The sequence below is a fragment of the uncultured Pseudophaeobacter sp. genome (genome assembly GCA_905479575.1).
Classification (GTDB): domain Bacteria; phylum Pseudomonadota; class Alphaproteobacteria; order Rhodobacterales; family Rhodobacteraceae; genus Pseudophaeobacter.
In genome coordinates this window covers 43,035-55,726 of sequence record CAJQNB010000029.1, presented here as the reverse complement: position 1 = coordinate 55,726, position 12,692 = coordinate 43,035, and the positions used below count along the sequence as shown (strand labels likewise).

The 12,692-nt window shown below is 62.5% G+C and carries 15 protein-coding genes; all 15 read right to left on the bottom strand.

Annotated elements, in window-relative coordinates; all coding sequences use genetic code 11:
• Positions 1-148: 148 nt before the first annotated feature.
• The 15 genes from QZ268_RS09440 to QZ268_RS09370 all read right to left on the bottom strand — a co-directional run bounded on the left by QZ268_RS09440 (position 149) and on the right by QZ268_RS09370 (position 12,677).
• Positions 149-4,102: a glycoside hydrolase/phage tail family protein gene (locus QZ268_RS09440; protein WP_295451469.1), complete on the bottom strand. Its 3,954-nt coding sequence runs from the start codon at positions 4,100-4,102 to the stop codon at positions 149-151.
• On the bottom strand, positions 4,102-4,617 hold the full coding sequence (locus QZ268_RS09435) for a peptidase (protein WP_295451466.1): 516 nt from the start codon (positions 4,615-4,617) through the stop codon (positions 4,102-4,104). The genes QZ268_RS09440 and QZ268_RS09435 overlap by 1 nt, the downstream gene beginning before the upstream one ends.
• Positions 4,614-5,501, bottom strand: a complete 888-nt coding sequence (locus QZ268_RS09430; RefSeq protein WP_295451464.1) for a DUF2163 domain-containing protein — start codon at positions 5,499-5,501, stop codon at positions 4,614-4,616. The genes QZ268_RS09435 and QZ268_RS09430 overlap by 4 nt, the downstream gene beginning before the upstream one ends.
• Positions 5,501-6,133, bottom strand: a complete 633-nt coding sequence (locus QZ268_RS09425) for a DUF2460 domain-containing protein (protein ID WP_295451462.1) — start codon at positions 6,131-6,133, stop codon at positions 5,501-5,503. Before QZ268_RS09425 ends, QZ268_RS09430 begins: the two co-directional genes overlap by 1 nt.
• 11 nt (positions 6,134-6,144) lie before the next feature.
• Positions 6,145-6,801, bottom strand: a complete 657-nt coding sequence (locus tag QZ268_RS09420) for a phage tail tape measure protein (protein WP_295451460.1) — start codon at positions 6,799-6,801, stop codon at positions 6,145-6,147.
• 63 nt (positions 6,802-6,864) lie between these two features.
• A complete protein-coding gene (locus tag QZ268_RS09415) occupies positions 6,865-7,098 on the bottom strand; it encodes a rcc01693 family protein (protein WP_295451458.1) in 234 nt (77 codons plus the stop codon).
• Positions 7,095-7,448, bottom strand: coding sequence for a gene transfer agent family protein (locus QZ268_RS09410; RefSeq protein WP_295451455.1), 354 nt, complete (start codon positions 7,446-7,448; stop codon positions 7,095-7,097). The genes QZ268_RS09415 and QZ268_RS09410 overlap by 4 nt, the downstream gene beginning before the upstream one ends.
• A gap of 3 nt (positions 7,449-7,451) precedes the next feature.
• Entirely contained in the window at positions 7,452-7,865 is a 414-nt protein-coding gene (locus QZ268_RS09405) for a phage major tail protein, TP901-1 family (protein ID WP_295451453.1), read from the bottom strand.
• A 72-nt stretch (positions 7,866-7,937) separates the two neighbouring features.
• Positions 7,938-8,345, bottom strand: coding sequence for a DUF3168 domain-containing protein (locus tag QZ268_RS09400; RefSeq protein ID WP_295451450.1), 408 nt, complete (start codon positions 8,343-8,345; stop codon positions 7,938-7,940).
• Positions 8,342-8,689: a head-tail adaptor protein gene (locus QZ268_RS09395; protein WP_295451448.1), complete on the bottom strand. Its 348-nt coding sequence runs from the start codon at positions 8,687-8,689 to the stop codon at positions 8,342-8,344. Before QZ268_RS09395 ends, QZ268_RS09400 begins: the two co-directional genes overlap by 4 nt.
• Positions 8,686-9,285, bottom strand: a complete 600-nt coding sequence (locus QZ268_RS09390; RefSeq protein ID WP_295451446.1) for a head-tail connector protein — start codon at positions 9,283-9,285, stop codon at positions 8,686-8,688. The genes QZ268_RS09395 and QZ268_RS09390 overlap by 4 nt, the downstream gene beginning before the upstream one ends.
• Positions 9,286-9,450: 165 nt before the next feature.
• Positions 9,451-10,632 carry a phage major capsid protein gene (locus QZ268_RS09385; RefSeq protein ID WP_295451443.1) on the bottom strand — a complete coding sequence of 394 codons (1,182 nt, stop codon included), beginning with the start codon at positions 10,630-10,632 and terminating at the stop codon, positions 9,451-9,453.
• On the bottom strand, positions 10,629-11,222 hold the full coding sequence (locus QZ268_RS09380; RefSeq protein ID WP_295451441.1) for an HK97 family phage prohead protease: 594 nt from the start codon (positions 11,220-11,222) through the stop codon (positions 10,629-10,631). The genes QZ268_RS09385 and QZ268_RS09380 overlap by 4 nt, the downstream gene beginning before the upstream one ends.
• A 32-nt stretch (positions 11,223-11,254) precedes the next feature.
• Complete coding sequence (locus tag QZ268_RS09375) at positions 11,255-11,473, bottom strand: hypothetical protein (RefSeq protein ID WP_295451438.1); 219 nt, start codon at positions 11,471-11,473, stop codon at positions 11,255-11,257.
• Positions 11,466-12,677, bottom strand: coding sequence for a phage portal protein (locus QZ268_RS09370; RefSeq protein ID WP_295451436.1), 1,212 nt, complete (start codon positions 12,675-12,677; stop codon positions 11,466-11,468). Before QZ268_RS09370 ends, QZ268_RS09375 begins: the two co-directional genes overlap by 8 nt.
• Positions 12,678-12,692 lie beyond the last annotated feature (15 nt).

Below are 12,692 nucleotides of genomic sequence, written 5' to 3'. Positions count from 1 at the left end.
TCAAACAGGTGCTGACATAAATTTGATCGCTGCGGATCAGGCTCCGCCAGCAAAGCCCGTGCAAGACTGCTCAGATCTTGCGGCAAAACTGGCCGGAGGCGACCAGGAGGCCTGCCACTATTTGCGGCCAAGCGGTCGCGCGGCGCTGTCACGCAATTGGCATCCTGGCTGCAAAGCCTGCTCCGTAGCGGTCTGACAGCTGGGCCACCTCGATAATATCCCCCGACAGGGCCGCATCTGTGCTTTGCTCGCCCAAGGAATAGGTCCAGACCGGGGCGCTCACCTCCTGTTCGCGCAGCAGGGTGGTGCCCCGCAGGATGCGAATTCTGTAGGCTTCCCGCGCCTCACCTAGGGGGATCTCGGCAAGGTCCCAACTGTCGCCTTCTACTCGGCTGCGGCGGATCCAGCGGACAGAAATGTCACTGCCAAGCCCGCCACTGAGCCGCAGATGCACCGGAGCATAGGGGCGTAACCCATTGCCATCAAAAGCTTCAACCTGGTGGATATAGCTCGGATCGTCATAGCCCCGCCGTGCCGGCCCAATCCGGTAATGGCGCGCCATGCGGCGTTGAGCCAAAGACAGCTCCAGCTGTGAGAAACTGCCGTCCAGCAGCACCACGTTTGATCCCTCGGGCCAGAGCATCGGCATCAAGCCGTCGCTGCCCAATTGCCCCCGCAATCGGCCACGCAGCATATAGGTATTGTCGCCAACCAATTCGGCCTCGCGGAACTGGAAGATCTCCCAGTTGCCATTGCTGCCATCGCCGATGGCCACCGCATTGGCCCCATTCAGCACCGCAAGCGCCGAGCGGCTTTGCAAGGCGCCGGAAATCAGTTTCACCTGCAGATCAGCACCAAGATCCCAGCGCCCCGGCGCTGCCGCCGCCAGGTCCGTCTGCGTTACGCCAATGGTGCTGCGCGCCGCAATGATCTGCTCCAATGCATAATCGGAATCGCTCCCCGAACTATACACCGCGACGGTTCCGGGCCAGGGCACCGCTGTCACCGCCAGATGTGGCGCATGAGGTGTTTCCTCGCCTGTCAGCAGGGGCAGATCCAAAAACAGGGGCAAGACCGGCAGGGGCGGCTCAAATTCCTGACCGGTGGGCAGCGTTTCCGGAATATCCGTCGGCAGATAAACCTCCGGGTCGATCCGCACCGCATCGACGCTCTGTGCCGTGCCCAGCTCCATCCGGTCAAGACGATAGCGCGGCACCGGCTCTGTGTCCGTCTCCGGTTCTGTTGGGATCGCCAGGGCTGCGTTGTCTGGCAGTGCAATGACATCGCCCACCCCAAGGTGCAGCAAGGAGGGCGGCAGGACAAAGCGGGCAGTGTCACGGGACACCCGCGCCTCGGCCAGCCAGCGTTCCACCACCTGACGTGCCTCGCTTTGCGTCAGGACCAGGGCCAGCTCGCTGGTGTTCACCGCATGGGTTTCCTCATCCGGCAGGCTGGCCTCTACGGCGGCAATATCATAGCCCGCCCCCCATTCGATAAACCGCAGACGCACCCGCCCCGCCAGTTCGGCCTCAGCCTCGCGGGTGAGCTCTATTGTGCCGTCCAGATCTTCATCATCAACCAGGCTTTGCGCGGGCAGCAGAAAGGCGCTGTCGCCCTGACGCAGGCGGAACTGCAGCACCCCGTTGCGTTCAATCGTATCAAACCCATAGCGCAGGCTCAGCGGTTGCAGCGCGGCGCGCGCCTCGGCCACCTGGCTCACCCCGTAGCCGTGCACGATCCCGTGCAGCTGGCTGACGTCAATCTGCCTTTGCCCCGCCGCCCAGCAGATCTCGCGCACCACCGAGGCCAGGCTGCGCTGCCCTGCCCGCCCGTTGAGCCAATGGCCGCGTAGGTAATTCGCACCATCACTCCAGACCCTATCGAGGTTTGGAAAAGCAGGAAAGGGACGCGCATCCCAGGCCCAGACATAGGCGTTGCTCATATCCAGCATCCGCCCCTCATATTCGCTGGATTCCGGGTTGTTGGCCTCCTCGCCCCAATAGCCCAGCACAGCCCGCAGGTATTGCAGTTGCATCAGATCATCGCGCTGGCCGTTGGAATAGTTCGGCAGCTGCGATTCCGAGCTTTTGGGATCGAGGAATTTATTGGGCTGATTGGTCCCCTTGTCGATGGCAGCACAGCCCAGTTCAGTGAACCAGATCGGCTTTTTCTGCGGTTGCCAGGCGGTGGGCAATGCTTGGCGGATCCCGTCTATGCGCTCATAATGCTGGTTGCTCCACCAGTTTTTCAGATCTTTGTAACGCCAGATCCAAGGCTCATCATGGGCCCCATCGGTAATCGGCGTGCGGATCTGCGCCGCGGCCGCCTCGGGTGAGTGGTAATACCAGTCATAGCCCTCTCCGCCGGCAACATTGGCGCGCAGATAGTCCAGATCATAGATGCTGGGCGCCCCTGCTACGCGGTCCAGATGATCCACGCCGTCGCGCCAGTCTGACAGCGGCATATAGTTGTCGATGCCGATAAAATCTATATTGGCATCAGCCCAAAGCGGGTCCAGGTGAAAGTACCTGTTGCCCTCGGGGCTTTGGTAGCCCCAATATTCGGACCAATCCGCCGCATAGCTGATTTTGGCCCCGGGCAGCAACAGGCGCACCTCGGCTGCCAGATCCCGCAGCGCGGCAACCGCAGGAAAGCCGGACAGCCCGCGGATCTGGGTCAGCCCGCGCATCTCGGAGCCGATACAAAAGGCCGCGACCCCGCCCGCAGCCGCACACAGCGCCGCATTGTGCAAAATGAACCGTCGCAGTCCCCAATCCGCCGCACCGGTATAGCTCACCTGACCGCCGGCAACGGTGAAATCCGCTGCCGTGGCCGCCCCCATAAAGGCGGCGACCTCGGCTTCTGCTGCCAGGGTTTGATCCGGCGTTCCCGGCAGGCCCGGCGCCTTTGACAGGGTGATGCGTCCCCGCCAGGGCAGTGGCGGCTGAGTCGTGGCATCGCTCCAGGGATCGGGAAGACTGTTGCCTGCCACCTGATCCATCAGCACGAAGGGGTAAAACATCACCCGCTTGCCAGACAGTTGCAGGGCCTGGATCGCCTCGATCACCGCAGCGTCACTGGGGGTGCCGCCATAGACGCCGCGCCCCTCACCATCCACTGGCACCAGATCGGCACTGGTCCGAGTCTCCCCGCTGACCCGCCAGGCCATAGGGATCCCTTCAGCCTGCTTTTGCTCCACCTTGGGTTTGATCTGACACTGCCCACAGCGCAGATCATCACCAAACCACGACACAATCAGCGAGGTGGCTTGGCAGCTTGGCAGCTCGGAGCACAGCCCCGCCAGCGAGGTTGAAAAGTCGCTTTGCCCCGAGGCCGTGTGGCTGTTGGCCCCCGTGGCCTGGCCCGGACCAATACCGTAGTGAACCGCCGTGGTGGCCAAGGCATATTCGCCAGAGCCCGGCAACAAAGCCACCCCCTGAACCAATTGCCCAAGGTCTTGCGAATACTCCGGGCTACCGGGTTGCTCGGGGCGCACCACCTCAAAGGAAAACTGCGGCACCCGGTTGCCAAAGGACTCCAGCGCCAGATCTTCAAACACCACATAGGCGGTGCCACGATAGGCGGGCACCTCGCCGGTGCCCTCAATCGCCTCCATCAGCGGATCCGGCAGCTGATCCTGGGTGCCACGATAAAGCGTCATGTTCAGGTCCCTGGCAGAGACCTCTTCGCCGTCCGCCCAGATCCGCGGAACTGCGGCGATCTCCCCCTGACAGAGCGCAATCGCCAGTGAGACCGAATAGCTGTAGCTGGTTGTGCGGGGCTGGCTTGGCGCCCCTTTGCCGCCGCCGGATACGGTGGTGGTTTCGGCAAACTGGCTGGCCCAGATCACCTGGCCGCCAATGCGGGTGCGCCCATAGATCTGCGGGATTGGCGCGCCCTGTCCGGCTTCTGTCAGGCGGAACCGGTCCACCCGGCCCGTCTCGATCGCGTCAGAGCCCGCCCCCAGCAGCCGGTCATCAATGGCCCGCCCCAGAGTGGCGCCAACTGCACGACCAATGGCGACGCTGGACAGGCCAGCCACCGCGCCACCAATCGAGCCACCAATGGCGGCGCCCGCTGCAGAAAGAACAATAGTTGCCATCAGATGTGCTCCTCAGGAAAGCAAAACCGCGCCACCAAGCGGCGCTGCCAGGGGGCCGTCAGGGCACTTTCCACCACCCCGTGACCGTAATAGGCGTGAATAAACCCCGGCCCAAAACTGGCGCCAGAAGGAGAGCCAGTATTGGCGCGGGCCAGACCCGGCGGGTTCAGCCGGGACTGTACGCCGAGATGTTTTGCCACCGCCCCTGCCCGCATGCGAAACAGCAGCACATCCCCCAGCGCCGCCTGCGCCAGAGGTTTTGCCACAAGATGGGCCAGCGCCGCTTGCCACAGCCGCTCCTCGCCCTGCGGTTCCGACCAATCCATCGAATAGGGCGGCGGTGTTTCCGGCTCGGCGGCAAAAAGTCCGCGCCAAATCCCCCGGATCAACCCCAGACAGTCGCAGCCGGACCCACGGCAGCTGGCCTGGTGCAAATAGGGCGTTCCCATCCAGCGCCGGGCCTCTGCCACTGCTTGCAGGTTATCCCCTGCATCAGAGCTTCCTTGTCCCGTCATCTGCGGCTGCCCCCGGTTGTTCTACCTGTGGATTTTGGCACCGCCATCACCCAGTCTTCGCCGGGGATATCCGGGAAGCCCTGATAGTTGATCAGATTGTTGAACTTCAAACGACAGCTCTGCATGGATTTGTCACATCCCGGCACCAGCCGCAGCTGATCCCCAGCCCGCAGCCCGCCGCGCAGGACCTCCCAAAGTGTAATCCGCCGCATGCCTTCCAGCTGTTGATCCCGTTTGATACTACCCCAAAGCCCCGTGGCTGCGCCGCTGAGCACCGTCAAGCGCCCACCTGCAAACCAGCCTGGCTCAAAGCCATCCAGGCCAAGCCATTCAAAACTGCCGTCTTCGTTTAGCGTCTCAACCTGGCCCTCATAGGCATAGCCCGGTGTCGCGAGATTAAAGCGGCAGTGACTATCGCCCAAAACCGCCGTGCAGGGGTGCTGAAAGATCCGCCCCAATGGCTGGTTCAGCGCCTCGGTGAGGCCGCGCAGTTCCGCCTCAAAAGCGCCGCCCGCCCGGTGCAGCTCGCCGATGGAGCCGCTAAATTGCAGCCAGTGATCTGCGGTGTTTTGCCAGTTGACCAGCCAACACTTCAGGTCGGCTCCGTCAAAGCGCCCAGCCATAATATCGGCTTCCCGCAGAGCCACGTCACTCAGCGCCCCCTGGGCGGAGGAATTGTCAATCGACAGGCCGGTGCTCTGCACCAAAGCGCGCGCACTGAGCCCGGTTCCAGCGGTGAAATGCCAATCCTCAAACGCCAGATCCAGGTCGTGATCGGTAAAACCAAACCGGGTTCCGTCCTTGCGGGTCAGCCCCCAGCACCGTGCCAGAGTGGTGATGCCGCTCTGGGCATGGGCCCATACACCTTCCGCTGCTGTCGCCATCAGACCCGCACCTCCACCACTGGCACATTGGGCACATCCCCCGCCTGAAAGGAGGCAACACTGGTCAGGATCCTATCGGTGTCAAAACGCACCGGCACGTCAAATTCACAGCCCGCAACGATTTCAACCCCCTGTTCCGGGGGATAGCTCAGACGGATCAGGCCGGTGGTGGAATCCAGCGTGAAATCAACGTCTTCCTTCAGCTCTTCCTGCCCCAGCCCCAGGCGCACGGTGCCCGCAACAGGTTTGGCGATGGGGCGCTGGTAGATGCTGTCGCCAGAGCGGTAATTCTTGATCAATTGAAAATCGCTGCGGGCGCCATCCCCGAGCCCAATAACCTGATCGCGAAAATCCACCTCCGCCGAGGCACGGGCCGATTTGTAATCGGACCAGTCTTTCCAGCGAAAGCCGTAAATCTCCCCCTGGCGGGCTTCAAAAAATGCAATCAGCGCTTCGATATCATCCAGTGAGCGCAGCCCCAGCCCGGCATCATAGCGCCGTCGGGAATGGGCCCAGGGGGTGTTGCGCTCCTCAAACCCATTGGCCAGCGTCACCACATCACTGCGCCGCTCCGGCCCACCAACCGAGCCAAAGCTCAATGAGGCGGGAAATCTGATTTCGTGAAAACTCATGGGGTGCCCTCCTAACGGTTGCGATTGCCACGGCTCAGAGCGCGCGACAGCTGGGCGGCGATCTGGCCGCGACTGCGCGCAAAGCCCTGCACATCGGGGGTGCTGACATTCATCACCACGGTGGTGCCGCCGCCCTGTGAGCGCACGCCGAGGCTGCCATCGGTGCCGCGGCTCAGCGGCAGGATGGCTTCGGGGCCGGCCTCTCCCATCAGCCCGGTGCCGCCGCGCATGGGAAAACTGGTGGGAGCGCTGACGATGCCGCCGCGCGCAAAGGGCACCACCCGGCCCTGTGAAAATGCCGCGCCATCGGCAAAGGGCAAGAGCCCGCCAATGAGATCGCCAACCCCGGTGGAAATCAGCCCGCCAACGTGATCGGTGATCGGCCGCAGGGCGGCATTATAGGTGGTTTTGACCAGCGTGCGCGCCAGACCATCCAGGGCCGAGGACAGGCTGTCTCCATCAAAAACCACCTGTTCAAAGGACCGCCGCAGCCCGCGCGACAACCCGCGTTCCAGGGTTTCGACATCCTTTCCAGTGGCTTCAAAAGCATCACGCACCCGGCGCAGCTCTGCTTCAAAGCTGGCGGCCATCCCGGCAGCATCGCCCAGCGTATCGCCAAGTGCTCCGCTTTGGAGGTCCAACGCGGCAATGTCACGACTGTCAGCCATGGTGCGATCCTTTGTACTATCCGCCGTCAGCGTCTCACGACGCCAAAGCGGGGAAATTGAAACTTACTCAGAGTGTTCACTCTGCTGGGGAGGAAGGTCCGGCTGATCAGGAAAACGCTGCATCAGCGCCTGCAGCCCACTTCGGGTCAGGCTTGGGGCCTGCACCGCAGGGCCCAGCAACAGCTGCAATTCCAGCGGGGTGAGTTCCCAGAACTCTGCCGGCCGCAGCCGCAGCCCGCCCAGACCAGCCCGCATCAGGCCAGGCCAATCCAACCCCGGCCCATCCAAACCGGTCATAACGCGGCCTCCTGGCCCTGTGCCTCCGTCGGGAGTGAAAAGCTGCGGGCCAAAAGTTGCGCCGCCACCCTTGCCGCTTCTACAGCGCCGCCGGCGATCTCGGCCCCGGCCAAATCCAAACTGTCCAGATCATGGCCGCCGCCCTCCAGACCGGCCGTCAGCAGCGCCAGAATATCAGCTGCCGAAAATCGTCCCGTTTCAAAGCGCTGTACCAGCGCCACAAGCGATCCCTCCTGCAGCTGCTGCTCCAGCCGCGCCAATGCGCCGAGGGTGAGACGCAGCACATGGGGGCTGTCATTGATGACCAGCGTCACCTCACCGCGCCAGGGATTTTCAGGCTGTTGTTGCATGGCTCACGCCGCCGTAAAGCTGAGCGCGCCAGCGCTGGCCAGGGAGAGCTCATAGGTGGCTTCGCCATTATGGCTGCCCACATAGTCCAGTGCCGTCACCTGAAACGGCCCCTCAACGGTGCCAAAGTCCGGCACCACCACTTGGCAATCCGGCGTCACCCCGTCAAAGAACAGCTGGCGTGCCCGCTCATCCGTCGTTTCATCGCGAAACACCCCCGACCCCGAGATTGAGGCAGAGCGCACCCCAGCCCCCGCCAGCAGCTCGCGCCAGCCACCCTGGCTTTCGAGACTGGTGACATCGACAGTTTCAGCATTAAAGCTGATCCGCGTGGCCCGCAGCCCCGCCAGTGTTTCAAACTGACCATCACCGGTCATATCCACCTTGATCAACAGATCCTTGCCATTTTGGGTAGCCATGACAGCGCCCCCTTTCTAACTGAGTAAGTGTGTATGGATTGGTGTTTGTATGCAAAAACTGAAGCTTAGACCTCAGTCATCTTCCACCCGCGCGGCAAAAAGCAGGGTAATGCTGCGACCGCCGTCTTTCAGGCGCTGGGCGCTGGCGCGTTCGAACCAGATCCCCACCAGACGCCCCCGGCTGAGGGTTAGCGGCGCATCGACCAGCGCATCACAGATTGCGGCGGCGGCCTCTTTGGCAACGATAAAGCCCGCGCTGCTGGTGAAAACACTGATGGTAAAACGATGCCGGGCGCCCGGACCGCTGGCGTCTGATCGGTCCAGCACCTCTTCAGAGCCCAGAACCGCGTAGATCTGCGGCAGGCTGCCCGTTGGCATGGCGTCAAACAGATCAGAGCCCAGGGCCGCCGTCACCCCGGCATCTGCCGTCAGGTGCTTAAACACCGACTGCTGCAAAGCACTGGCCAGCGCATAGGTCATGGCGCCACCTCCTCGATACACTGACACTCCAAGTAACGCCCGCCCGGGTCTGCCTCGCTGACCGCCTCGATACGGAACAGGCGCTGGCCCTGGCGAAACCGCTGCCCAGGGCGCGGACGCGACAGGCTGCCCTGAGGTGTGGCGCGCAGGGTGATCTTGTAGCGCTGCAGCGACAGGCTGCCGCCCTCTTGCCCGGCGGTACGCCCTGTTTGAGCGCTCAGCCCGGCCCAGACCACACCCAGCGGCGCCCAGCTTTCGCTATAGCCCCCGGCCCCATCGCTGAGCCGCTGTGGGTCTTCTAATACCAGCCGTCGGCGCAGCTGCGGTGCGCGGCTCTGGGTCATGATGCCCTCCCTGCGGAGATCCGCAATTGGCGGTAACGATCTATCAGGCTGACAACGCCAAAGGGCATGCAACCGCCATGGAGAGCAGTGTCATCGCGGTATTCGTAATAATGCGCCGCCAGCATCAAAACTGCCTGGGCCAAATCATGGGGCAGGTCCTGCCAGCTGGCGCCCATTCCTGCGCTCAGCGTGATCTCAAGCCGGGCGCCACTTTCCAGACGGGGCAGCGATCCTGCGCGGGGGTGCAGGCGGGGCTGCTGGCTGTCGGGTTCGACCCAGAAGGTCTCTGTGGCCAGGGTTGAGGGATCGCCCTCAGCATCAAACAGGGTTGCCGAGGTCAGAGCCACAACCGGGGCCAGCGGCAGCGCAGCCCAATCCTGCCGCCGCCAACCGGTAATCACCCAAAGGAAACCGCGCTGCAAAAGCGCCTTGCCGGTCCGGTTTTCAATCGCCGCCAGAGAGGCCCGCAAAAACCCGGTCAATACACTGTCCTGCAGGTCATCTTCGCCAAAGCCGGTGCCCAGTCGCAGGTGGGCCTTAAAGGCCTCCAGCGGCAGGGCCGTATCCGGCACCGGTGTCACTTCGCTCAACATCATCATCAACTCCGCGGGCTCAGGTCCCCAAGATGTCCCAATCTGGTTCAGCGGGCACGCAAGGCTCTCTGCCGCTCGGACGGAGGGGGAGCAGCTAGACGACAGAAAACCAGAAAATGCGTACCCGCCAGGGAACCGGGCTGCCGGTTCCCCATTCAGCCAAAGCAGTTAGCTGAGGCCGAATTTCAGCAGTTTGATTGCAGCAAAATCGCTGACATCACCGCCCACCCGTTTGGTGGCGTAAAACAGCACATGGGGTTTGGCGCTAAAGGGGTCGCGCAGTACCCGCAGATCGGGGCGTTCCGCAATGGTATAACCGGCGGCAAAGTCACCAAAGGCCAGCGACAGGCTGTCCGTGCTGGCATCTGGCATGTCCTCGGCAATCAATACCGGATACCCCAGCAGGCGCGCGGGCTCACCGGCGGCCAGACCGTCAGACCACAGGAAGCGGCCATCGGCGTCTTTCAGTTTGCGCACCAGGCCCGCGGTTTTGGAGTTCATCACAAAGCTGGCGTTGGCGCGATACTGCGCCCCCAGGGCGTAGACCAGATCAATGATGGCGTCACCGTCGCCAATGCCGCCATCTTCCCCAGAGGCGATATAGCCAAGGCTGCCCCAGCTCCAGCTGCCATTTTCCACCGTTGGATGGGTCAGAATACCTGTTGGCTTGTCGATACCATCGCCGGTCAGAAAGGCTGCGGCTTCGGCGCGTGAAAACTTGTCGGCGATCCGCCCGGCCAGCCAACCTTCGATGTCAAAGGCGCTATCATCCAACAGCCGCTGCGAGGCCTTGGGCAGCGCGCTCAGCTCATGCAGGGCAATGGTGATCCGGTCGATCACCGGCGTGCCGCTTTCCACGGTTGGATCGGTCTCGGTGGCCCAGCCCGCCCCGGTGTCGCTGTGATCAATCAGCACATCAAACGAGGTGGCCTCCACGCTCACCACCGTGGCCACAGCCCGGATCGACGCGGTGGATTGCAGCACAGATTTCACCGTCTCCGAGGTCTGCGGATCCACCAGGTAGCCGCCATCACTGTTGACAGTGGTCGACAGGGCCTTGCTTTCGGGCATCAGGCCGCGAAGCGCGCTATCGTCGCCGGTCCGGAGATAGCCGCAAAAGGCTTTCTGGTGGGGGGCTTGCTCGGCGCTTGCGGCTGCAAGATGCGGGCGCACAGCCCGGTTTGTCTTTCGATCCAGCATGGTCATTCGCTCTTCCGTCTGTTTGAATTTCACTTTCACAACGTCCTGAAACCCTTTGAACTCCCGCAGAAACCCTGACATCGCCTGGGTGACTTCCTGGGTCAAAGGAACTGCCTGGTTGGCCAAGTCCGGGGTATCCCTCTTCGTCATTGTTTTTGTCCTGTTCTGTTCAAGGTTGGGGAAAGAGTCATACGGCTCAGGTCGCGGCTGGCACGGCGCAGATCAGCCGCCAGTTGCCGCAGCTTGCGCTCTTCGGCATCAGATTTTTGGCCCATCACCCGCGCGGTTGGCAGCATCGGAAAGGTCACCAAAGAGACCTCCCAAAGCTCAACCTCGGTGAGCACGCGCCCGCCGTCCTCGCCCCTGCGCGCGCGCTTGGTGCGGTAGCCAATCGACAAGCCCTCAATGGCGCCTGCGGCAATCAGGGCTGCCGCTTCGGCCCCCCGAGCGATTTCCGTCAGCAGGCGGCCCTTGACCCAAAGCCCGCGATTGTCTTCGCGCAGCTCTTCCCAGACCCCAATCGGCTGGGCCGGATCGTGCTGCCACAACATCTTTACCCGACAGCCTGAGGCATGGAGGCGCTGCAGCGAGGCCCCATAGGCCCCCGGTGCGACCCGGTCTCCGCCCTGATCGGCCTCGCCAAACAGGCTGGCATAGCCCTGGATCACACTGTCATCCTGAACCGTCAGCATCTCCCCAAAGCGAGAAAACTTATGTTCAAACCCTGCTTCAATACCCATTGAAGAACCTCACATAACAGATTGAAACCACGTCAATTCATCGCCAAAAAAGACTGAAAGACCCGTGTCAGTATCACAGCGGCCACGCCATAGAGTGTCAGCCAGAGGCGCCGCTCCAGCCGCTCCAACAGTTGCTCCAGCTGCTGTTGTCGCCGTTCAACTGCCTGCAATTGAATCTCGATGACCTTTTCATGTGCCGACAGCCTCAGCCCCGGCGCACAGTCAAATGGCGGCATTGGGTACTCAGCCATCCAACTCACCCTCGGGCAATGGCGGCAGGCCAAGCAATCTTCGCTTCTCGGTCTGGCTGAGGAAATCCGCAGCTGCGACCCGCTGCCATTGCCGCTCGCGCTCTTCTGACAAAGCTGAAACCTGATCAAGATCCGGCTTCAACTCGATGATTTCGTTGCCATAGCCAGAGATCCACTCTGACAGCCCCGCCGCGATCCGGGTCACCAGAGGCACCACTGTCAGGCGGTAAAAGGCCCGGTTTGCCTCTTGGTAATTGGAATAGGCCGTGTCTCCTGGCAGGCCCAACAGCATCGGCGGCACCCCAAAGGCCAGGGCAATCTCCCGCGCGGCAGCCTCTTTGGTCTTTTGAAACTCCATGTCCGAGGGCGAAAACCCCATGGGTTTCCAGTCCAACCCGCCCTCCAGCACCATGGGTCGCCCGGCATTGCGCGCACCCTGAAAATTGGCCTCCACCTCTTCACTGAGGCGGCGAAACTGGTCGTCTGACAGGCTGCCCTGGCCATCGGTCCCGGCCCAAACCAGCGCGCCTGACGGGCGAGCTGCATTGTCCAACAGCCCCTTTGACCAGTGCGAAGCTGCCGAATGCACATCCAACGACAGCGCTGCCGCCTGCAGCGGTGCCAGCCCGTAGTGATCATCCTGCGGGTGGAAGTTTTTCAGATGCAGCACCGCAGCGCACCCGTCTTCGCAGGCAAAGCGGTGTTTGCGCCCCCCCACAGTATAGTCATAGGCCTGGGGCCAGCCGTCAGGGCCGGGTACAATTGTCATGCGATCAGGGCGCAGCAGATGCAGCTCCGCAGGCCAGCCTTCTGTCGCGCTCACCGCCTCGACATAGGCGTTTCCCGACAGCATCAGATGGCCAAACAGGCTCTCGAAAAAGTCCTGCCGCGTCTGCGCCGCGTTCGGGCGGCTGATAAGCGTCAGCAGCGGATGGCTTTCATAGCGCTGCGCCGCGTCCTGAACCACCAGCGGCAGGGCTGCTGCCGCCTCGATCACCATACGAACAGCGCGAAACCCAACCGGATTTCCCAGATAGCCAAGCCGCGTCAAAGAGCTTGTATCGCGGGCAGCCAGCGAGAAGGCGCCGCTGCCCTGCCAGGCAATGCCACGCGCCGCAGCGCTGGCCTTGGTCTGGTTCACCATGGCCGGTGAGGCCAGGGGCTCGCTGGACTGTTTCTTGCGCCAGGGTAGGTCAAACCTCATGGGCGGCTCCTTTGA